Annotated in this window: 18 protein-coding genes; 7 read left to right on the plus strand and 11 right to left on the minus strand. The window is 61.9% G+C overall.

The annotated features are described in order from the left end of the window. Position 1: 1 nt before the first annotated feature. Together DWU99_RS00530 and DWU99_RS00535 are read right to left on the minus strand one after the other, a co-directional pair. On the minus strand, positions 2-487 hold the full coding sequence (locus tag DWU99_RS00530; protein ID WP_199535659.1) for an AraC family transcriptional regulator: 486 nt from the start codon (positions 485-487) through the stop codon (positions 2-4). Between the two features lie 66 nt (positions 488-553). Continuing rightward, entirely contained in the window at positions 554-1,138 is a 585-nt protein-coding gene (locus DWU99_RS00535; protein ID WP_115476048.1) for a YbhB/YbcL family Raf kinase inhibitor-like protein, read from the minus strand. Positions 1,139-1,235: 97 nt separating this feature from the next. Between DWU99_RS00535 and DWU99_RS00540 the strand changes: the two genes are divergently transcribed. Then, entirely contained in the window at positions 1,236-2,075 is an 840-nt protein-coding gene (locus DWU99_RS00540; protein ID WP_115476049.1) for a metal-dependent hydrolase, read from the plus strand. Between the two features lie 45 nt (positions 2,076-2,120). On the opposite strand, the gene DWU99_RS00545 is transcribed toward DWU99_RS00540, so the two are convergent. From DWU99_RS00545 to DWU99_RS00560, 4 genes are all read right to left on the minus strand, one after another. Next, positions 2,121-3,326, minus strand: a complete 1,206-nt coding sequence (locus DWU99_RS00545) for a M48 family metallopeptidase (RefSeq protein WP_115476050.1) — start codon at positions 3,324-3,326, stop codon at positions 2,121-2,123. Between the two features lie 81 nt (positions 3,327-3,407). Beyond that, the gene (gene glpK / locus DWU99_RS00550; protein ID WP_115476051.1) at positions 3,408-4,910 is read right to left on the minus strand and encodes a glycerol kinase GlpK; all 1,503 of its coding nucleotides are present in this window, start codon (positions 4,908-4,910) and stop codon (positions 3,408-3,410) included. A gap of 129 nt (positions 4,911-5,039) precedes the next feature. Continuing rightward, positions 5,040-5,600 (minus strand): hypothetical protein, encoded by a 561-nt coding sequence (locus DWU99_RS00555; protein ID WP_115476052.1) that lies wholly within the window; start codon positions 5,598-5,600, stop codon positions 5,040-5,042. A 181-nt stretch (positions 5,601-5,781) separates the two neighbouring features. After that, a complete protein-coding gene (locus DWU99_RS00560; protein ID WP_158543190.1) occupies positions 5,782-7,917 on the minus strand; it encodes a S53 family peptidase in 2,136 nt (711 codons plus the stop codon). Between the two features lie 452 nt (positions 7,918-8,369). Here DWU99_RS00560 and panE point away from each other — a divergent pair, with 452 nt between their 5' ends. From panE to DWU99_RS00575, 3 genes are all read left to right on the plus strand, one after another. Continuing rightward, positions 8,370-9,305, plus strand: a complete 936-nt coding sequence (panE, locus tag DWU99_RS00565) for a 2-dehydropantoate 2-reductase (RefSeq protein ID WP_115476054.1) — start codon at positions 8,370-8,372, stop codon at positions 9,303-9,305. Between the two features lie 132 nt (positions 9,306-9,437). Continuing rightward, the gene (locus DWU99_RS00570) at positions 9,438-11,270 is read left to right on the plus strand and encodes an FAD-binding oxidoreductase (protein ID WP_115476055.1); all 1,833 of its coding nucleotides are present in this window, start codon (positions 9,438-9,440) and stop codon (positions 11,268-11,270) included. A 215-nt stretch (positions 11,271-11,485) separates the two neighbouring features. Then, positions 11,486-13,165 carry a hypothetical protein gene (locus DWU99_RS00575; protein ID WP_115476056.1) on the plus strand — a complete coding sequence of 560 codons (1,680 nt, stop codon included), beginning with the start codon at positions 11,486-11,488 and terminating at the stop codon, positions 13,163-13,165. Between the two features lie 96 nt (positions 13,166-13,261). Here DWU99_RS00575 and DWU99_RS00580 read toward each other — a convergent pair whose 3' ends face one another. After that, complete coding sequence (locus tag DWU99_RS00580) at positions 13,262-13,621, minus strand: DUF1428 domain-containing protein (protein ID WP_115476057.1); 360 nt, start codon at positions 13,619-13,621, stop codon at positions 13,262-13,264. A gap of 230 nt (positions 13,622-13,851) precedes the next feature. On the opposite strand from DWU99_RS00580, the gene DWU99_RS00585 reads away from it, so the two are divergent. Both DWU99_RS00585 and DWU99_RS00590 read left to right on the plus strand, forming a co-directional pair. After that, positions 13,852-14,628, plus strand: a complete 777-nt coding sequence (locus tag DWU99_RS00585; protein WP_115476058.1) for an iron-containing redox enzyme family protein — start codon at positions 13,852-13,854, stop codon at positions 14,626-14,628. A gap of 67 nt (positions 14,629-14,695) precedes the next feature. Next, a complete protein-coding gene (locus DWU99_RS00590) occupies positions 14,696-17,455 on the plus strand; it encodes a putative bifunctional diguanylate cyclase/phosphodiesterase (protein ID WP_233510801.1) in 2,760 nt (919 codons plus the stop codon). Here DWU99_RS00590 and msrA read toward each other — a convergent pair. The 4 genes from msrA to DWU99_RS00610 form a co-directional block, all read right to left on the minus strand. Continuing rightward, the gene (gene msrA / locus DWU99_RS00595; RefSeq protein ID WP_115476059.1) at positions 17,452-18,135 is read right to left on the minus strand and encodes a peptide-methionine (S)-S-oxide reductase MsrA; all 684 of its coding nucleotides are present in this window, start codon (positions 18,133-18,135) and stop codon (positions 17,452-17,454) included. The genes DWU99_RS00590 and msrA overlap by 4 nt on opposite strands. A 74-nt stretch (positions 18,136-18,209) precedes the next feature. Beyond that, the gene (locus DWU99_RS00600; protein WP_115476060.1) at positions 18,210-18,437 is read right to left on the minus strand and encodes an RNA-binding S4 domain-containing protein; all 228 of its coding nucleotides are present in this window, start codon (positions 18,435-18,437) and stop codon (positions 18,210-18,212) included. Position 18,438: 1 nt separating this feature from the next. After that, positions 18,439-18,876 carry a barstar family protein gene (locus tag DWU99_RS00605; protein ID WP_115476061.1) on the minus strand — a complete coding sequence of 146 codons (438 nt, stop codon included), beginning with the start codon at positions 18,874-18,876 and terminating at the stop codon, positions 18,439-18,441. Then, positions 18,873-19,310, minus strand: coding sequence for a guanyl-specific ribonuclease (locus tag DWU99_RS00610; protein ID WP_233510802.1), 438 nt, complete (start codon positions 19,308-19,310; stop codon positions 18,873-18,875). Before DWU99_RS00610 ends, DWU99_RS00605 begins: the two co-directional genes overlap by 4 nt. Positions 19,311-19,443: 133 nt before the next feature. Here DWU99_RS00610 and DWU99_RS00615 point away from each other — a divergent pair, with 133 nt between their 5' ends. Continuing rightward, on the plus strand, positions 19,444-20,448 hold the full coding sequence (locus DWU99_RS00615) for a TolB family protein (RefSeq protein WP_115476062.1): 1,005 nt from the start codon (positions 19,444-19,446) through the stop codon (positions 20,446-20,448). Positions 20,449-20,545: the final 97 nt, after the last annotated feature.

Raw genomic sequence — 20,545 nt, forward strand, 5'->3', positions numbered from 1 at the left:
GTTACTTGAGCGGAAGAAAAATATCCGTGACCGCTTCGTGTTCCGCGACATCGGGAAAGAAACGCACGCGCTGCAGGTAGAGCGGAAAATTGCGCGGCTCCTCGCCGCTTTGCGGCAGCCATTTCGCGTACAAGTAGGAGATGGATTGGCGGAGCGTGTCGTCCGAACCGATATGCCGCAATACGGCGCACCGGCCCGCGGGAATGATCTTGCCCACGATGCCGAACGCGTTGGGCTCGATATCGCGATCGACGGCCACGCAGAGGTCGAAGCGATATTCGCCGGCTGCCACTTCTTCAGGATCGTCGTAGAGAATGTTGAAGGTGGCGTATCGACTGGGATGTAGATGGTTCTGCTTGCGCCATGCGATGAATGTGCGGATGGAATCGCCGAGATGGTTCGGATCGCCACGGTGCTCGAGCACGGCGATCTTCGTTTCTTCGACATCCATGGGTTGTACGTGGTGTGCCTGGGTGGGCTTGTGCAAATGCAGGATCTCCTTGGCGATCGTGAGGCTACCCGCCGGCTCGCGATCGCGCCTGACAGAAATTGCTCAACGACCGTAAAGTCCCGTGATCCGGCCTTCGGCGAGCACATGTCCCCGCACGGAAGCGGCCAGTTGATCGCGTGCCTGACCGGGCGGCAGGGCAGGGTTCACGTCCAGCGCATAGACGTGGAACACGTAGTGATGAGGTGGTCCGGATGGCGGGCAGGGGCCGCCGTAACCGATATCGCCAAAGCTGTTGACGCCTTCGGCGGCATGATCGAAACGTTTGTTGTGCGTGGAGGCGCCTTCCGCCACATCCCGGGTGTCGGGCGGAATGTTGTAGGCGATCCAGTGCGTGAATCCCAGCGGGGCATCCGGATCGTCCATGACGATGGCAAAGCTCTTGGTGTCCGAGGGTGCCGAGAGCCATTGCAGATCGGGCGAGATATTGAGTCCGTCGCAGGTCAGCTTTTGCGGCATGGTGTCGCCGTCCTTGAAGCTGCCGCTGGTAAGAGCCAGTGGAGCAACCGGCGCGCTGCCGGCCATATCCGACTGCCCGCCTGCTTTAAACGCGTAGGCGGCTCCCAGGATAACCAGCGCCAGAACAAGCACGCCGCCGCCGAATCGACCCGACCAGATTTTCGAAGCCATGGCTGCTCACCGGGTTGCCTGACCTTCCAAGCTTAGCGCCAATTGCCGGCTTCATGATCCACTTGAAACGTATCGCGCAGCGGCCTAGTTTTGAACGATGACCTATTCGCCTCGCATCGTTCGCCGCGACCTGCATTTCGACATGCAGGCGGACATTCCGCGCTACTGGCTGAACGGCGATGCGCACCAGACGCGCTATTTCGACGCCTTGTCGCTGATGTTTCCGGATGGCGAACGGTTCTTTATCGACAGCGTGCGCGCGTTTCGCCCCGAGGTTGCCGATGACGCGGCGCTGGATGCGGCGGTCGGCGGATTTATCGGGCAGGAGGCGATGCACAGCCGCGAGCATCTGGCTTACAACGAGCGTCTGGAAAAACAGGGCGTCGGCGCATACGACCTGATGGGCATCGTGCGCGAGGTGCAGGATCAGCGTGCCCGAACCTTGCCGCCGATCGGGCAACTCGCCGTAACGATCTGCCTGGAGCACTTCACCGCCATGCTGGCCGATCATGTGTTGCGCCACCCTGGCACGCTGCAAAAAGCCGATCCCCGCATGGCGGCGATCTGGCGTTGGCATGCGCTGGAGGAGACCGAGCACAAGGCGGTGGCGTTCGATGTTTACCAGCGCGTCGGCGGTTCGGCGTTTGTGCGCTGGCGCCGCCGCTGCCGCGCGATGTTCTGGATCACGGGACTATTTACCTATCGCACGTGGCAATTCATGTGGCGGCTGTCCAAAGCCGACGGTACACGCAACGATCTGCGCGGCTGGTTGCGCCTGCTGCGCTTTCTGTTCGTTTCGCCCGCGCCCATCACGCGCATCGGCGCTCAATGGCTGAGGTGGTTTCTGCCTGGCTTTCATCCGTGGAAGCACGACAACCGGTCACTGTTGGAAGCGGCGCGTTACGAGTATGACGCGCGAGCGAGCGCAAAAGCCTGAAGGGTAGGCTGGACTTCTCCCTCCAGGCTCAAGCTCGCAGCTCGATTATTGCTGCGCTTTACAAGACAGCGACAACAACTTCGCAGGCACATCGCCGCCGCAGGACCATTGGATGTGATTGTTGCTGACGTATGGTGTCAGCGTCAGCACATGATCGCGTAGCGCCACGTTCGCGAAGCTGACAGTCAGCTCGCCATTGGCGCCGAGGTCGATGCTGGAGACGTTTTTGTCACCGGCAAAAGGCTGCAAACCGGCCTGATCCAGACTTGTCGGCCACTGCTGGTGACTGATGCCGTATTGCGCGATGGCTGCGCGATAAGGCTCGGTGTCGGCCATGGCGCTAGTGACGGTCACGCGATTGATGTACTCCTGATACGCGGGAATGGCGATAGCCGCCAAGATGGCGATATAGGCTATGAAGATGACCCCGCCAAAGGCGCCCATGCCAGGTACGCGCGGCAAAAACAGGCTGAGAACATAGGCGAACGCATTGCGGCTACCCAACCTTGGTTTGCGTCTGTCGGCCAATGCACGCAACCAGGCGTGACGTTTGCTCAGCCAGGGATAATCGCCAAGCAGCTCGTGCAGCGACATCCAGAAGCCCGGTGTGACGGCTGCGCTTGCGCTGTACTCCTCCAGGTCGACGTTGCGCCAGCGCCGTTTGCCGGCGGCGAGTGCAACCAAGCCATATTGCGCATCTTCCGGGTTTTCGCACACCGCCAGGCCGTGGCGGTCGCAGGTGTATTCACGCGCACGTGAATACGCGGCGCCCAATAATGGCATGAACAACGCCGGTGCCAGGATTTTCGACCAGGTCAGGTGATGACAACGCAAGTGGCCCAGTTCGTGGCCGATGTAGAAATCCAGGGCACCGGGCCGGTCTTCCATGCTGTCGACTACATCGGACAGCAGCACCACAAAATTGCGCCCGAGAAAGCGCGTGGCAAATGCATTGAGCACGCCGTTGCCGTTGACCAGATAGGCTTCCGGTACCTGCATGCCAAACTGATGCGAGCAGCGACGAAGACGCTCGTACAAATCGGGCATCTGCTTCGCGCTGATGCGGATGGCGTTTCCGCGAAGGTGTGCGATCAGTGCCGAGTGCGCGATCAGTGCAAACAGCGCAATGATGAGCGCGTAAATCAAGATGATGCCGACGGTGCCGAGCAGCAGCAAAAGCCATACGGCGATAGACAGCACGAGCGCGATGGTGCGCAGCGTCGTCTCGTTCCTGTAGACGAGTTCGTTCACTTCCCTTTCTCCCCTTGATGGCGCATCCCCCGACGCGCCAGGGCAGTTTAGGGCCTGTTCCCAGTGCGCGCCAAGGAAGGCTCAGGTTCCGCCACCGAAGCTCAGCACAGCCTCGACCGCGCGTTTCCAGCCTGTGTAGAGTGCGTCCCGGCGTGCTGCATCCATGCATGGCTCGAAAGCTCGCTGCACTTGCCATTGCCGGGCGATTTGCTCGCGGCTTTCCCAGAACCCCACCGCCAGGCCGGCGAGGTAGGCCGCGCCGAGGGCGGTGGTTTCGCCCACCACGGGGCGGGCCAGCGTCACGTCGAGTATGTCGGCCTGGAACTGAGCCAGAAAATCGTTGGCGATGGCACCGCCGTCTGCGCGCAATGCCTTGAGCGTGAGGCCTGCATCGGCCTGCATCGCATCGAGCACGTCGCGCGTCTGATACGCCAACGACTCCAGCACGGCGCGTATGAAGTGCTCCTTGCGCGTACCGCGCGTGAGGCCGAACATCGCGCCACGCACATCGCTGCGCCAGTAAGGTGCGCCGAGTCCGACAAACGCGGGTACGCAATAGACGCCGTCGGTGGACTCCACGCGTTGCGCGTAGCTTTGCGAATCGGCCGAATCGTCCAGCATGCGCAATCCGTCGCGCAGCCATTGCAGCGCGGAGCCAGCGACGAAGATGCTGCCTTCGAGCGCGTATTCCACCTGTCCGCCGACATCCCAGGCCAGCGTGGTGAGCAGGCCGTGCTCGGAGCGCACGGCTTGCGTGCCGGTGTTCATCAGCAAAAAGCAGCCGGTGCCGTAGGTGTTCTTGGCCATGCCCGGTTCGAAACAGGCCTGGCCGAACAACGCGGCCTGCTGATCGCCCGCGACACCCGCAATCGGCATGCGCTGCCCGAAGAACTGGACGGGATCGGTATGCGCGTAGATCTCGCTGCTCGAACGCACTTCGGGCAACATCGCGGCGGGTATATCGAGCATGTGCAGCAGGTCGGGACACCAGCGACGTTTATGGATGTCGTAAAGCAGCGTGCGCGACGCATTGCTGACATCGGTGACGTGGGCCTTGCCCTCCGAAAGATTCCAGATCAGCCAGCTGTCGATGGTGCCGAACAGCAGTTCGCCGCGCGCCGCGCGTTCGTGTGCGCCGTCGACGTGATCGAGTATCCACTTCACCTTGGTGCCGGAAAAATAAGCGTCGATGAGCAATCCGGTTCGCTCGCGGACCAGCGGCTCGTAGCCATCGGCCTTCAGCCGTTCGCAGATACCGACGGTTTGCCGCGATTGCCACACGATCGCGTTATGGATGGCCTGTCCCGTGGCGCGGTCCCATACCACGGTGGTTTCGCGCTGATTGGTGATGCCGATGCCGGCGATCTGCGTGGCGCCGATCTGTGCCTTGGTCAGCACTTCGACGATGGTGCTGCGCACGCTGGCCAGAATCTCGCGTGGGTCGTGTTCCACCCAGCCGGGTTGCGGAAAATATTGGTTGAATTCGCGTTGTGCGACGCCCGACACGGCGCCGTCGCGGTCGAACAGCATGGCGCGCGAGCTGGTCGTGCCCTGGTCGATGGCTAGGATGTAGTTGCGATCCATCTTGGTTTCCGCGTGGCCGGTGCGTTGGGCGGCCGGATGACGCGCATGGTGCCAAGAGTGATCGCGCGAGGGAAGGCGGTGCTACGTGGCGCGCAAACGGTGCAATGGTTATATGCGAACCAACGGGATTCAGCTATTGGAATCGGCGAGCCTTACCGTGATGAACGTGCGGTGGAAATAACGGGCGCGCAGCGTATTGTCGTCCATGGTCGCCGCGCTGGCCGGCATGGGTTGCGAGTCCTGGTACAGCATGGGCGTCGCAAAACTCATGAAGCGATTGACGAAATTGACGCTCCACGCACCGTCCATCGTGATGATCGGAGTACTGACCACGCCGCCTAGCTCTTGCACCCAGAACGACACGTGCCCGTTTTCGGGAATCACGAACTTCTGGTTGGCCACGGCCGTACCTGCGTAATACGGAAACAGCGGAATCGTCTTGACCAGATGCATGTGCGGGCAGTCGGCGTCGCACATCGCGATCTGCATGATCATCACCGGTCGCGCATTGAAGGCATGGACGTTGATTACGTCGCCCTTTTTCAACGTAGACGTGCTCTGGAACATCACGGGCTTGCCATCGTGATTGTTCACCAGGACATCGAAAGCGGATGCATCGGCGGCGCGCGCGACTTGAGCCCAGCACAGGCCAGCAAGCATGGCCGTCAGAACAATGCGTGAGAAAAACATGATGCTGACTCCAGAGAGGATTCATGCCGAGCGATACCTTGATCGCATCATGCGCCCATTTCCCAGGCCTGTCATCCGCGCCGGAGTTGCGGCACGAGTGCTATCTCCTTGTTCGAAGACGGAAAAAGAGCGCCTTCCGGGAAGCCGGAAGGCGCTCTTTGCGAGACTCGAAGCACGAAGCTCAGGGCCAGTTGTGAACGAGGTTCGCCGCGTTGACCGTGCCAATGCCAGTGGCGAAGTCCCAGCCCGTTGCGGTTTTGTACGCAGGACCATAGGCAGCATTGGATGTCGACAGTACGCCGTAGGTAGCCCCGGGCCTGTAGCAGCTGTTGTTGCCAGTGCAATTGACGTCCATATCGCCCAGCGTAACGTCGTAGAACACGCAACTGCTGCTGACGGTATTGCCGTTGCTTGAATTGCACGCGGCGCTGCCCGAAGAGCCGTATTCACTACGAGCGAGACTGTAGTAGGTGGGATTGGGATTGCCGACCCTGGCGCCGATATGTTGATTCACCAACGCCTGGATGCCCGCCATGATCGGCGAGGAGAACGACGTGCCGCCTGCACCGGCCCAGCCACTGGGTGCGCCCGTGCATGCCGCGCCGCCGCCGGCGGCATCGGTGTAGCAGAACACGTAGTAGTGGCCCCATACGCCATTGGCCGCGAACAATGAAACATCAGGAATGTCGCGCACGCGGTCCGACGGATTGCCGACGAGCGATTGCCACGAGGGTTTCGCCGTGCCTTTGCAGGTGCCGCTCACTACACCGGATCTGCTCGGCCTGCCGCTTGCGCAGCCGCTGGGGCCGCCGCTGCCCGAGGTGGTCGTAAGAAAATCTTGCCGGCCCAGCGAGCTATTGCAAAAACCGTTTCTGCCGTACGTTGTGCTGTAGCCGGCATACGTGGCGATCAACTGGCTGGCACAGGAATTGTTCCAGGGGATTTCCGGGATGTACGACCTGGCCGAGCCGTAGGTGGATGTATTGGCCGCATTCCAATACGTGCTGTTGGTACCGCTGTACGTGTCGCTGAAGTCGGTGCCGCCCACGGCCACGTTGTACGGTGTGGTGGCAAAACCGCTGACGCCGATGCCGTGCGTGGCATTGCTCAGATTGGCGTCGCAGCTTGCCGCGCCTTCATCGCCCGATGAAACGAAGACCGACACGCCTTCCGCGGCGGCTTGCTGATACGCGGAGATATACGCGGCATTCTGCGTCGCGCCGTTACGCACCTCGCACTCGCCGTAGCTGATGCTTACGATCGCAGGCGGCGAGCCGGTGTTGACGAGGTTGTTCAAGGCGATGAGTCCGCCGAATTCCGTCGACGTATCCGCGCACGATGCCAACTCGAGCGTCGCGCCCGGCGCCGCGGCACCTGCATATTCCACGTCGAGTTCCGCTTCGCCGTCGTTGCCGACCAGCACGCCGGGGTTGGTGCAGCCACCGGGGTGAACCTGGCTGAAGCTGGCAGCAGGAAGACCAAACGCCGAGCGGAACGTGGCGATATCGGCAGTCGAATACACATTGGTGTCTTCGATAAGCACGATGGTCTGGCCTGAGCCGTTGATGCCGGAGGAGAACAGCGGATTCAGGTTGTAGATCGTCGCCAGGTCGGCGGGAACGACCGCCTGATAGGTCGCGCCGCCGCTGGTAAATGTGTAATCGAGGTGTTGCCGGTAGTTGGTGTGCGGACGGAAGTCGTTCAACGACACAATGCCCGTCACGACCGATGCGAACGCCGAAGGAATTTCGGGATCGCTCATATTCGCCACATGGTTCTGGCCGTTCACGCTGAGATGATGGATCTCCGCATTGAAGGCGCGGCGCACCTGGCCTGCCGTTCCCGAGAAGTCGATCAACGTGCCGCCTTCATAAACGCGGTTGACGGTGAAGCCTTGTGACTTGAGCCAGCTCGTGATCGCATCGATATCAAGTTGCGAAACGCCGAACTGTTCGCCGAACTGCTCGGCCGTAAGCCAATTGCGGTAATTGGGCGAGCCTTTCGTCTGCTGTTCCTGCATGAACGATTCGAGCGCCTGCTCGCGATCGACGGGGCGTTGCAGCAGCAACTGCATGTGTTCCAACGCAACACTGTCGTCGACGCGGCCACGATCGTTGGCGGCGATGGCGAACGGCGAGACGTTGCCGGGCAGGGCGACGCGATCGTTGTTGTCCGGAGCCCGCGTGATCTGCGGGCGCGAGAGCAGGCCGATGGTGGCTGCATGGCCGGATGCGGAGACAGATGCTCCCACCCCGACGGCAAGCAGCGTCAATAAAAGCCGAGCGGTTCTTGCACCGCCGCGATATGCCGATGTCATGTCCCTTCTCCTCGAAACGTTGCAAGAATTCAATCCGTGCAGCATTCGCTGCACTTCCTCGTGGCGACGGGACATGCCCCGGCATCACCATGCAAAGCTTCTTGGGCGGCACACGCACTTGCCTGAATCCATCCCCGGCAGTCCGGTGGCGGACTGCCGCGGCCTGCGAAACACGCAAGCCGCTCTCTACGGACACAAACCCCTTTCGCAAGGTTCCTTGCGACCAGCAGAACTTGTTCGTCGCCCCTGACGACACCCCTGGCACCGGCGCCGCGCTGGCGCGGGCACCGTAAAAAACGTGTGATGAATTTTTCACACGCAGTGCTACGGAAAGAGAAAGGATTTGTATAACAAGTGTGATGCCGGATGCGTGGGCGGTTGGCTGCACTCGCTTGCATGGAGGGGCGCAGCCCCCATGTCCCCCGTTTGCCTGTATCGAGGATGGCGAGTCGATGAAGATCCTGATGGTGGGGGCCGGCGCGACCGGTGGTTATTTCGGCGGCCGCCTGCTTGAAAGCGGCCAGGACGTCACGTTCCTGGTTCGCTCCAGGCGTGCGGAGTCGCTGGCCCGTACGGGCCTGGTCATTCGCAGCGCCACGGGCGACTTCACGGCACCTTTGCCGAAGACCGTCCAGGCCGATGCCCTGCATCAAGCCTTCGACCTGATCGTGGTGAGCTGCAAGGCGTATCACCTGCCGCAGGTGATCGAGGACATGGCGCCTGCCGTCGGGCCGCAGACAACGATCCTGCCGTTGTTGAACGGCATGCGGCACCTGGATCTGCTCGACGCGCGTTTCGGCGCGGAGCGCGTGCTGGGCGGCCAGTGCGTGATCGCGGCCACGCTGGATGCGGACGGCGCGGTCCGTCATCTCAACACTTCCCACAGTCTTACGTTCGGGGAGCGCGACGGCTCGCGTTCGGCGCGGGTCGAACAGATCGCGCAGGCCATGGCGAAGGCCCGTTTCGAACCGCGGCTCAGCACGACGATCCTGCAGGACATGTGGGACAAGTGGGTGTTTCTGGCGTCGCTTGCCGGCATCACCTGCCTGATGCGCGCGCCGGTCGGCGACATCATGGCGGCACCGGGCGGCAAGCAGGCGACGCTCGGCCTGCTGGACGATTGCCGGCGCGTGGCCGAAGCCCATGGCCACGCACCCAGTGAAGCGGTACTGCAACGCGCCCGCTCGGTGCTGACCGAGCAGGGTTCCACGCTGACCGCATCGATGCTGCGCGACCTGGAGCAGGGCGGCGCTATCGAGGCCGACCATATCGTGGGCGACCTGCTTGCGCGGGGCGAGGCGTCCGGCCTGGACCTGCCAATGCTGCGTGTCGCCTATGCCCATCTGAAGGCCTACGAAGCGCGGCGCTCGCATTCCGGCAAGGGTTGAGGTCGCAGCTTCGTCCCGTCGTCCCGCCGTTCGTCCCGGAACCCGCTCCGCACATCCCTTCGAGATGGTTGACTGACCTCCAGAGGCGGACAGTCGCCGCCATTCGAGACCCATGACGGAGAGGTTGTTCCCATGAACAGGCGTGAGGTTCTAAAGGCGGCGCTGGCGATTCCGTTTCTCTCCGGCGTGATGAGCGGAGGACTGACATCGGCCTTGGCGGCCGTGGGCGGGCCGGTCTCCGGAGCACCAAGGTCGAGGGTACGACCGGGTGAACCGGGCTGGCCCTCGGCGGCACAGTGGGGGCAGCTCAAACAGGACGTGGGTGGCCGTCTGTTGAAGCTGGAATCCCCGTTCGCGAACTGCACGGCGACTTCGACCACGGCGGCGTGTCGCGAAGCGCTCAAGCACCTCAAGAATCCGTTCTACATCGGCGACCAGCCGGCACTGACCCAGACCAGCGGCTGGGTGGATGCATGGACATCGCAGCCCAGCGCCTACGCCGTTGCCGCGGAAAGTACCGCGGATGTCGTGGCGGCGGTGAACTTCGCCCGCCGACACCATCTACGCCTCGTGGTGAAGGGTGGCGGGCACAGCTACCAGGGTACGTCCGACGCACCCGATTCGTTGCTGGTATGGACGCGGCACATGAACGCCGTGACCTTGCACGATGCATTCGTCGCGCAGGGTTGCGCAGGCACCCAGCCACCACAACCGGCCGTGAGCCTGCAATCGGGTGCCATGTGGATCGATGCCTACGATGCCGTCACCACGCACGGCGGGCGATATGTGCAAGGCGGCGGCTGCACCACGGTGGGTGTGGCGGGCCTGATTCAGAGCGGCGGCTTCGGCAGTTTTTCCAAGAACTACGGCACTGCGGCGGCGGGTTTGCTGGAGGCGGAGATCGTGACGGCCGACGGCATCGCGCGCATCGCCAATGCGTGCACGAATCCCGATCTTTTCTGGGGCATCAAGGGCGGTGGCGGCGGCAGTCTTGGCGTGGTGACAAGAATCACGCTGCGCACGCGCGAGTTGCCGGAATACTTCGGCGGCGTGTTCGGTGCGATCAAGGCATCGTCCGACGAGGCTTATCGCGCGTTGATTGCGCAAGCCATCCGTTTCTACCATAGCGATCTGTTCAATCCGCACTGGGGCGAGCAGATGGCATTCGATCCCGAGAATGTGCTGCGTATATCCATGGTGTTCCAGGGCCTGGATGAGCAGCAGGCGCAGGCGGCCTGGGCACCGTTCGTGGATTGGGTGCGCGCGCGCAAGGAGTATGTCTTCGTGCAACCGCTGAAGGCGGGCGCCGTACCGGCTCGGCATTTTTGGGATGCGGAGTTCTTTCGCCAGCATGCGCCGGGCGCCATCGTGGATGACGATCGCGACGGTGCGCCACGCAATCACATGTTGTGGTCCGGCGATCACGGACAAGTGGGTTGGTTCCTGCATGGCTTCAAATCGGCATGGATGCCTGCGTCGCTGTTGCGCGAAGATCGGCAGTCCGCATTGGTCGATGCGGTGTTCGCGTGCTCGCGCCACAAACATCTGGAGTTTCACTTCAACAAAGGCTTGGCCGGCGCAACGAAGGAGACGATCGACGCGGCGCGCGATACGGCCACCAACCCGCAGGTACTCGACGCGTTTGCACTGGCGCTCGTCGCGGGCTACAGCGGGCCGGCTTACCCGGGCATGCCGGGCCCGGGGCCGGATCTGGCCGAGGCGCGGGGGGATGCAACGAATATCGGCAGGGCCATGGACGCGTTGCTGAAAGTCGCGCCTGATGCAGGTACCTACGTTTCGGAAAGCGATTACTTCCAGCGCGATTGGCAGACCGCATTCTGGGGTGCGAACTATCCGAGGCTTGCAGCCGTGAAGCGCAAATACGATCCGGATGGATTGTTCTTCGTGCATCACGGAGTGGGCAGCGAAGCATGGAGCGCCGACGGGTTTACGCGCTTGCGCTAAGTAGTTCGCATCACTCCCTCTCTCCTCCGGGGAGAGGGAGCGGACTCGCTAGCTTTGTTCGAGAACTGATCCATGACACAACGGTGACCGTCATCACGCGATCGTCACATGCGACGACCGCGCAAGCGACTGTCAATAATGCTTCACCAATCGTGATTACCGTAGCGGTGTTGTGCCCCCTGTAACTCCGTTTACACATTCACCCGGAGATCACGATGACTACGACGTTGCGCTTCCGCTTTGGACGCTGGCACGCTGCTGCGGCCCTTACACTCACGGCTCTTGCGGCAGGTGTCGCCGCTTACGCTGACGACTCCTCGCACAACCGGGATTTTCATTTCCGGCCCGGCAACCTGGTCGTAAGCCGTAGCGTTTACGACAACAACGCCAGCAATGTGCAGGTCGGCGAAATCCTGCCGCCGAATTGCCCGCCGTCCAGCGGCGCCTGCGGTGCCGCTCCCGGCGCACCGTACGATGGCACGTATCCCTACGTGTGGAACAACGATGTCTACGACGGCAGCTTCGGCATCACGTCGCGCATCTATCTCGATCAGATGACGCCCGATGGCTGGCTGATCGATTCGCTGGAAGTTCCCAACAGCCTGCGCCCCGCTGCGCGCGAAGGCGAGATGGTGACGAGCTTCAGCTCCAAGTCGGAACTTGGGCTGCATCTGTCGCTGGACGGCAAGTACCTTACCTTCATGGGTTACGTGGCGCCGGTCAACGCGATCGACGTCTCCAATTCGAATACGCCGCTGGCGATCGATTCGACCAATCCCGACGGCGGCAGTTTTTATCGCGCGGTGGCGACCGTGGACAGCCACGGACACTTCCAGTTCACCCAGACCAATGCGTACAGCGGCAACAACGGCCGTGCCGCGATCTTCAATAACGTGGATGGCGCGAATGTTTTCTATACCTCGGGCAACGCCGGCAACGGCAGCAACCCGCAGCCGGATGGTGTGATCCTCGGTGCCGGTGCGCAGTTCATCACGCCGTCTTCGCTGCCCGAGGCATTGCAGAACACCGGCAATCCGACACCGCTGGCCAGCTTCTCCGTGACCGCGCTGGGCGATAAGGCCGACAAGATCGGCAAGGACGATAATTTCCGCGGCATCGCCGTGTTCAACAACGTGCTGTATTACACCAAGGGCAGCGGCGGCAACGGTGTGAATACGGTTTACTTCGTCGACACGACCGGCAAGGCGTGCACGAACGGCGTGGGTGTTCCGATGGCGGGGGCACCGCTTCCCACGTCGGCACTGTCGTACAACGCGAGCACGCTGCAGACCTCGGGCCTGCCGACCAACATGTGCGTTCTCGCCGGCTTCCCGACCACGCCGGCCAAGACGGCGAAGACGCTGTCTTATCCGTTTGCCTTGTGGTTCGCCGATGCGAACACGTTGTATGTGGCGGATGAGGGCGATGGTTACGTGGGCGGCACCGACCTCTACATGCATGCTGCTGCGCAAACCACCGCGGGTCTTCAGAAGTGGGTGTTCAACACGACGACAAATTCCTGGACGCTTGCCTACACGCTGCAAGCAGGCTTGAACCTCGGCCAGCCGTACACAGTGCGCAACTATCCCACCGGAACGAATGCCACCACCAACCTGCCATGGTCGCCGGCGACGGATGGACTGCGCCAGATCACCGGCCGTGTCGACGAAGACGGCAAGGTCACCATTTGGGCGGTGACGTCCACGATCAGCGGCAACGGCGATACGGGCGCCGATCCGGATCGCCTGGTCGCGATTCGCGACGACTTGTCCAACACCACGGCGGCCGGCGCCGCACAGGAACACTTCGTGACGCTACGCACGGCGAAGTTCGGTGAAGTGTTGCGCGGCGTGTCGTTTGCGCCGGACTCGGATCGGCACGACAAGGGGCACTAAGCGTCGATCATCCGGAAGCCCCTGCGATGCGCATGGTGGCTTCCGGATGCCGCGCCGAACTTACTCATTGTCCCGTCTTGAACGGGACAATGAGTCTTAGAGATCCATGAAGGTCTTGAAGCCTCCCCAGAACATGCGCTTCCCATCGAATGGCAACGCCTTCGGGTCCATGTAGCGGGCCATGCGCGGATCGCCGAGCACGTTCTTGGTGATGCGGTCACGCTGGGCCCGGGATGCATAGACGATCCAGGAAAACACCACCGTTTCGTCCGGCTTGAGTTTCACGCTTTGTGGAAAGGATGTGAATTTTCCGGGCTTCACGTCGTCGGCAAGGCACTCGGTATAGGCCAGGGCGCCATGCTCCATCCAGATCTTTCCGCATTGGCGCGCCATGCGCCGGTATTGCGCCAGTTTGGCGACAGGTACTGGCACCACGAAACCGTCCACGTAGCTCATAAGCCCCTCCAGGCCATGGTCGATTCGACGCATCCGGATGCCTTGGCATCCACCCTCCATGATGCGCCCGACGCGGCTTGTCGGCGACCCGGCCGGGCGACACAGACAGAGGTGCAACGCGTGCGAGAGGCGACCACTATTGGAGGGCCGGGACTGCCCAATGGGCCCTGGTGCCAGCCGAGGCCTCGGCTGAGACGACCCGAAGTAGACACCTAAGTGGAGAAAGTCACATGCACGCACATTTCGAACGCACCGGCCCTCTGACTGAAATCGCCAGCTACCCGAGCTGGGCGCAAGACATGGTCGCGGAATGCGAAGAGACAAAGCAAAGTGTTGTTACCCATGATCTGTGGCCGATCATGCGGGAAGCCAGGCTCAATCACGGTGCCACGCGTCATTTCATGGTGGGCATCTGGCCGGTGATCGAGCGTTTCCCCGGCTACATGGCCATGAACCTGCTCAAGACCCGCTTCGGCCGCAGCGACGGCGACAATATGGCCAGGCGTTGGCTGGTGCGGAACATCCGCGTCGAGCAGAATCACGCCGAGTACTGGCTCAATTGGGCCGAGGGTGCCACTATTCCTCGCGAAGAGGTTCTTCACGGCGTGGCGCCCGCCGGAACGGACGCCCTGGCCAATTGGTGTGAAGAAATCAGCAAGAATGGTTCACTTGCCGCAGGCATGGCCGCCACGAACTATGCGGTAGAAGGGGCTACGGGGGAATGGTCCCAGTTGCTCTATGACAGCCTCACCTACAGGGAGAGCTTCCCTCAGAACGTTCGTGTGGGTAGCCTGCGCTGGCTACAGTTACACGCGGCCTATGACGATACACACCCATGGGAGGCACTGGAGATCATCTGTACCCTGCTAGGCAAGTCGCCCGCGCCGCATGATGTGGCGCATATTACGGAATGCGTGAAACGCAGCTACATTTGCATGCGTCTTCTTGCGGATCGCTGTGTGGAAGCGCGGTTTGAACCGTTGGTAGTGAGTGAGGCGGCAGCTTAAAACGTATGGCCTTGGGCTTTACGCAGCAGCCGTAGGGATGTATCGGTAAACTCAGGCTAAGGACCCGATGCGTATCGCTCGTACCGTATTGCAGAAGCCGCTTTCGCGACGCCTTATGCCGCTGGCCTACGCGCTGGTGGGTATGGTGGCGCTCATACTTGGCCTCACCTGGGGCGCGATGAAGATTCAGGTCACTCTCGCCGGTTTTCTCAACGGCGAGAGTGTTTGGTCCAAGGCGCAAAAGCAGGCGGTCATCGATCTGCAGGCTTATGCGTCCAGCGGTTCCCGGCACGACCTGGAAGGCTTCAAGACTAACTACGCCCTGCTGGGCTACGACCGGTGGGTGCGCGACGTCACCGCCTCCGGTCATTACGACTACAACGAAGTCAAGGCGGCCCTGAGTCATGGCAACGCCATTCCCGAGACGATTCCGGGCGTGGTCTTCATGTTCCAGCATGTCAACCAGGCGCCGTACATGAGACAGGCCCTGGCGGCCTGGCGATCCACCGATGACGCCATCGCCCAACTGGGCACCATCTCCGAAGAACTGCAGCACGCCTACGCCAGCGGTGGGCCGAGTGCGCAGGAGATGGAGCGCCAGCGATCGCGCATTCGCGCATTGAACGATTTCATCGAACCCCGCAGCGACGATTTCTCGCTGCAGATCGCTCACGGTGCGTTGTGGATGGGCGAGGTGTTGTTCGTCGGCGTGCTGTTCGCCGCGTGCCTGGCTTCCGCGTTCTGGCTGAGCCTGGCCCGACGCATCCTCGCGCGCATACGTGGCACCGAGGACCGCTTCCAGTTGTTGTTCGACAGCGCTGCCGACGCGATCGTGATGGTGGACGAATCGCACGGCCGGATTCTCAACGCGAATCGCACGACCAGCCTATGGAGCGGGCGCGATCCGCTCGAGCTGGTCGGCATGAATTTCCAGGACCTGTTCGTGGATGGCAGCACGCGCGCGGCGGGTTCGTCGACGATCGGCATGCTGCGCACGATGAATGGCATTGCGCGCACGGTCGAGACGCACAGCAGCCTTACCACCTGGGGCGCGCAGCCAGTACGTCAGGCGATCATGCGCGACATTTCCGATCGTGTGGCGATGGAGCAGGAACGCCGCATCGGCGCCGAGGCCATGGCCAGCGTGGCCGAGGGCGTGATCATTGCCGATGCGGAGCGACGCGTGACGACGGTCAACGCGGCACATACGCGCATCACGGGCTACACCTTGCAGTATCTGCAACATCACCGCTTCGACGAGTTGCGCCGCATGCCCGACGGTTCGCCGCTACCGTCGTCGATCTGGGAAATGGTGGCCGATGGCGGCAACTGGGTCGGCGAAGTGCAGAGCTGGCGTTCGGACGGATCTTCCTATCCGGAGCTGCTCAGCATCAGCGCCATTCGCAATAGCGACGGCCGCGTGCAGCACTACGTGGCCGTCGTCACCGACATCACCCGCAGCAAGGCCGATCGCCAGCGCCTGGAATACATGGTGGCGCACGATCCGCTGACCGGCCTGGCCAATCGCAACGAATTCCAGCGGCATTGCACGCATGCGATCGAGACGGCCGCGCGCACGAACGGCGCGACGGCCGTGCTGTTCGTGGATCTCGATGCGTTCAAGGCGGTCAACGACAGTTATAGCCACGCGATCGGCGACCGCTTGCTGGTCAAGGTGGCGCAGCGCATTCGCCGCGAGCTGGGCGAGAACGACGTCGCCAGTCGAATCGGCGGCGACGAGTTCACGGTCTTGCTTGGTGGCTTGCGTACCCGCGAGCAGGCCGCGCAATTTGCCAATCGCCTGTTGATGAGCCTGTCCGAGCCGATGCTGATCGGCGATTACGAAATCGTGATGAGCGCAAGCATCGGCATTGCGGGCTATCCGCTGGACGGCAGCGATCCGGTTGCGTTGATCGCCAATGCCGACGCTGCGATGTACGCGGCCAAGACGCAGGAACGCAACACCTATCGTTTCTACACGCCGCTGATGCACGCCGATGCCCGCATGCGTTTGATGTTGGGCGCGGACCTGCGTCAGGCATTGATGCGCGACGAGTTCTACCTGGTGTTCCAGCCCAGCGTGGAACTGCGCAGCGGACGCATCGTGGCGGTCGAGGCATTGCTGCGCTGGCGTCATCCCGAACGCGGCGAGTTGATGCCGGACGAATTCATTCCGCTTGCCGAAAGCCTCGGCCTGATCCGGCGCATCGATGCCTGGACCATGCGCGCCGTCTGCTCTCAGATACGGCAGTGGGATCAGGCCAAACTGCCGCCGATGCGCGTGGCATTGAACGCATCGGCCGCCACGTTCGGGCATCCGGGTTTCATCGACAGCGTGAAGCACGCTTTGCAGACGAGCCAGATCTCGCCGAAGCGGCTGATGTTCGAAATTACCGAAAGCGCCATCCTGCGTTTGGGCGAGGCGACGGAACAGACCATGCACGCGCTCCACGCATTGGGCATCGGCATCGCCATCGACGATTTCGGTACCGGTTATTCGTCGTTGGCGTATCTGAAGCTGTCGGGCATCGACTTCCTCAAGATCGATCGTTCCTTCATCAAGGATCTGCCGGACAGCACCAACGACATGGCGATCGTCGAAGCGATGCTGGCCATCGCCAAGAGCCTGGACATCTGCACGATTGCCGAAGGCATCGAGACGGCGGCCCAGCACGAATACCTGCTGCGTGCCGGTTGCATCGAAGGGCAGGGGTATTACTACTCGCGCGGTTTACCCGCCTCGGAGATCGAGCGCATGCTTTCGCCCAATCCCCGGCATGAAACGTCGCGGCTGCGCCTGGTGCCGCCAAAGTATCCGCGCGCTTAGAGCTTTACTTCGACCACGCTCTGTTCCGGTTGATACAGCGCCGGTAACTGTTTCTTCAGCGCTGCCACTTTGGGCGCATCGTTGATCACGATGTAAGCATCATCCGGATGGATGCGTGCGTAATCCTGATGGTAGTCCTCGGCCGGGTAGAACGCCTTGAGCGGCTGCACCACGGTCACGATCGACGCATCGAACACCTTTGCAGCGGCGAGTTGCGCGATGTAGGACTCGGCAATCTTCTCCTGCTGCGGGCTCGCATAGAAGATTTCGGAACGATACTGCGTACCCGCATCCGGGCCTTGCCGGTTGAGCTCGGTCGGATCGTGGGCGACTGCGAAATAGACTTTCAGCAACTGACCGTAGCTGATCACTGCCGGGTCGAAAGTGATTTTCACGGACTCGGCGTGGCCGGTGTTGCCCTCGCTGACGTCGTCGTAGTGGGCGGTGTTGGCATTGCCGCCGCTGTAGCCGGCCCACACACGCCTGACCCCGCGCACATGTTCGAACACCGATTGCATGCCCCAGAAGCAACCGCCCGCCAGGACGGCGGTTTCCGTCCCGTGCGCAGCTGATTTGGGCGTGTCGTAGGCGGGGTCGGGAAGGTTGGCGTTGCTGGCCATGGCCGAGCAGGCGGTCAGGCCGCTCAGCGCGAACAGGGTGGCAAAACGGCGGGTTTGCATGGGGTGCCTCCAAGGGAATCCGGATGCCTGGTATTCGCTGGTGACGTCCTGCCGGTTACGTCGGGCGGATAAGGTTACCCGCCGCCTGCCACGACACGAATTTCCACGTCGTCCAACTGCACGATCTGCCCCGCGTGAATTTTGCAGGTCTTGCGCAGCTCCTGCTGTCCGTCGACGTATACCGCGCCGCTGGCCACGATCATTTTCCCGGCACCGCCGCTGTCGCACAGTCCCACCAGTTTCAGCAGTTGGTTGAGTTCCACGAATGCGTGGTTCTCGAGTTCGAATTCGATATGTTCCATGTCAACCGTGTGTGGGCAGTGCGATGGGATGTTCGGGGAGGCTGAGGAAAGCGAAGAACGGACGATTCTGCCCGATGGCAAAGCTGGCCGATTCATGCAGGATGGCCAGCAGCGTGTCGAAGTCCTTGCCGGCGGCTTGACGCAGATCGTTGGCGTGATCGAGCAACAGGGCATGTCCGACGCCATGCAGCCAGCCGAGGTCGCGCAGGCTGTCCACCAGCGCATCCCAGTTCTGGCCGAAGCCGGCAGGTAGTTTTAATGCGGTGGCCAGGCGCCGCAGCAGTTCGCCTTTGTCCAGGCAACCGGCCAGATCCGCGCGGCACACATACAGATTGCCTTCCTTGGCCGCAGCGGCGAGTGCGTCGAAGTCGGCCGCGTCGACGAAATACACGCCACCATCGTTGGCCTGCGTCAGATCGAGGGCGCCCTCTGCGCTCATCGGTTCACCTGGAAAGGCTGGAAGCTCTGGTAATGATCGCCGGTGTAATAGAAAACCTGCGGAGGTGTACCGCCGGTGATGATGCGCCGGGTGGCGCGGTTGCGCGCGCCGGGTGTGTCCACGGTGTACTCGTGATAGTAGCCGCGCGGCTGCGATGGCAGGCGACCTTCGTAGTTGCCGAAGACCACGCCGTCCTGACTGTAGGGAAATGGACCGCCCTGAAGAATGCGCGCAAGCGTGTCGCAAGCTTCCGGCGGCATGAAGGCGGGCAGGTCGGTATGGGCGGCAGGGCAGTTGACGTGGCTTGCGGCAGGCAACGACATGTCGCCCTGCGAAACGACGGCGGTCGGCTGCGACGCATGGCGATTCCAGAGCAGAAGTCCGCCGACCAGAATCACCAGCAGCAACAGAGAGGTAAGGCGTGATGTAGACACCGCAGGTTCCTTGTGGTGAGGCGATAAGTGTAGTGCGTTCAGTGGCTGTAGGCGCTTGCGATGACTTTAAGGACATGCGACCCCGGTCGGCGCTGGCTATACAGAAGCCCCCACTCTCCGCAGGAACAACGACATGATCCGCAAGCCTTTCTGGTTAGTGATTGTGGCCGGTCTCTATGGCGCGACCGGTTCGCTGTTTGCCGCAGATGTTGCTTCGAACGATCCTCAGATATTCGCGCCAGGTGTGATTTCCGGACCGGCCGGCGAGGCATGTCCCGCATTCACCCCGAATGGAAACACCGTTTATTTCGATGTGGGTTCGATGATTCTGGTATCGCATCGCGCGCATGGCGCGTGGTCCAAACCGGAGATTGCGCCGTTCTCGGGACAGTGGCTGGATCACGATCCGTCGATGTCGCCGGATGGTTCCTATCTCGTGTTTGTTTCCAACCGGCCTGTAACGCCAGGCGGCGATGCATTGGGCGCAACGGTGCACGGCAAGTTTTATCCGGCGCGCGGCGGCCACTTGTGGCGGGTCGATCGCAAGGGCGACGGCTGGGGACAACCGGTGCATTTGCCGGATGCCGTCAACGCCAGCGATCGCACTTACGCACCCAGTGTCGCGGCGGATGGCAGCCTGTATTTCATCCATCCGGATGCAGGCGGTGTGTTTCATATTTACAGCTCGGCCTTCGCGCACGGTGCGTACCAGCCTGCCGTGCAGGTTCCCGTGGGCGATCCGGCGGCATCGACGCACGATCCGGCGATCGCTCCGGATCAATCCTTCATGGTGTTCAATTCGACGGATGCGAAAGACAGCGGCATGGGCGATTTCTACATCGCGTTTCGCGACGGCGATCATTGGGGGAAACCGATGGATCTCGGTGCGGCGATCAACGGCAAGCCCGGCAAATGGAGTCAGTGGGGCGCGCATCTGAGTCCGGATCACCGCACGCTCTACTACACCAGCGATCGCACGACCGAAGTGACATACCCACTGACACCCAAACAGGCCAAGGCGCGACTCGCGCAGATGGAAAGCTGGGACAACGGCAACGACAACATCTGGTCGGTGTCGCTTGCGCCATGGCTCGATGCTCATGGTGTCGGCCAAGGCAAGCAAGGCAGTGGTACCTGACCGCCGTGGTCGATCATGAAACGCCCGGGTCAGCCATAACGGCTGGCCCAGGGCCACATGACTTCTGGGCTGGAAATCGCGCTCGTCAAGCAAGCTA

The organism is Dyella psychrodurans, assembly GCF_003363265.1.
GTDB classification, from domain to species: domain Bacteria; phylum Pseudomonadota; class Gammaproteobacteria; order Xanthomonadales; family Rhodanobacteraceae; genus Dyella_B; species Dyella_B psychrodurans.

Excerpts from the sequence above, each read along its gene's own strand:
- DWU99_RS00560 (WP_158543190.1), bottom strand. The coding sequence starts at position 7,917 with ATGACATCGGCATATCGCGGCGGTGCAAGAACCGCTCGGCTTTTATTG.
- DWU99_RS00605 (WP_115476061.1), bottom strand. The coding sequence starts at position 18,876 with ATGAGCGCAGAGGGCGCCCTCGATCTGACGCAGGCCAACGATGGTGGC.
- panE (WP_115476054.1), top strand. The coding sequence starts at position 8,370 with ATGAAGATCCTGATGGTGGGGGCCGGCGCGACCGGTGGTTATTTCGGC.
- msrA (WP_115476059.1), bottom strand. The coding sequence starts at position 18,135 with ATGCAAACCCGCCGTTTTGCCACCCTGTTCGCGCTGAGCGGCCTGACC.
- DWU99_RS00575 (WP_115476056.1), top strand. The coding sequence starts at position 11,486 with ATGACTACGACGTTGCGCTTCCGCTTTGGACGCTGGCACGCTGCTGCG.
- DWU99_RS00600 (WP_115476060.1), bottom strand. The coding sequence starts at position 18,437 with ATGGAACATATCGAATTCGAACTCGAGAACCACGCATTCGTGGAACTC.
- DWU99_RS00540 (WP_115476049.1), top strand. The coding sequence starts at position 1,236 with ATGACCTATTCGCCTCGCATCGTTCGCCGCGACCTGCATTTCGACATG.
- DWU99_RS00580 (WP_115476057.1), bottom strand. The coding sequence starts at position 13,621 with ATGAGCTACGTGGACGGTTTCGTGGTGCCAGTACCTGTCGCCAAACTG.
- DWU99_RS00585 (WP_115476058.1), top strand. The coding sequence starts at position 13,852 with ATGCACGCACATTTCGAACGCACCGGCCCTCTGACTGAAATCGCCAGC.
- glpK (WP_115476051.1), bottom strand. The coding sequence starts at position 4,910 with ATGGATCGCAACTACATCCTAGCCATCGACCAGGGCACGACCAGCTCG.
- DWU99_RS00570 (WP_115476055.1), top strand. The coding sequence starts at position 9,438 with ATGAACAGGCGTGAGGTTCTAAAGGCGGCGCTGGCGATTCCGTTTCTC.
- DWU99_RS00555 (WP_115476052.1), bottom strand. The coding sequence starts at position 5,600 with ATGTTTTTCTCACGCATTGTTCTGACGGCCATGCTTGCTGGCCTGTGC.
- DWU99_RS00590 (WP_233510801.1), top strand. The coding sequence starts at position 14,696 with ATGCGTATCGCTCGTACCGTATTGCAGAAGCCGCTTTCGCGACGCCTT.
- DWU99_RS00615 (WP_115476062.1), top strand. The coding sequence starts at position 19,444 with ATGATCCGCAAGCCTTTCTGGTTAGTGATTGTGGCCGGTCTCTATGGC.
- DWU99_RS00535 (WP_115476048.1), bottom strand. The coding sequence starts at position 1,138 with ATGGCTTCGAAAATCTGGTCGGGTCGATTCGGCGGCGGCGTGCTTGTT.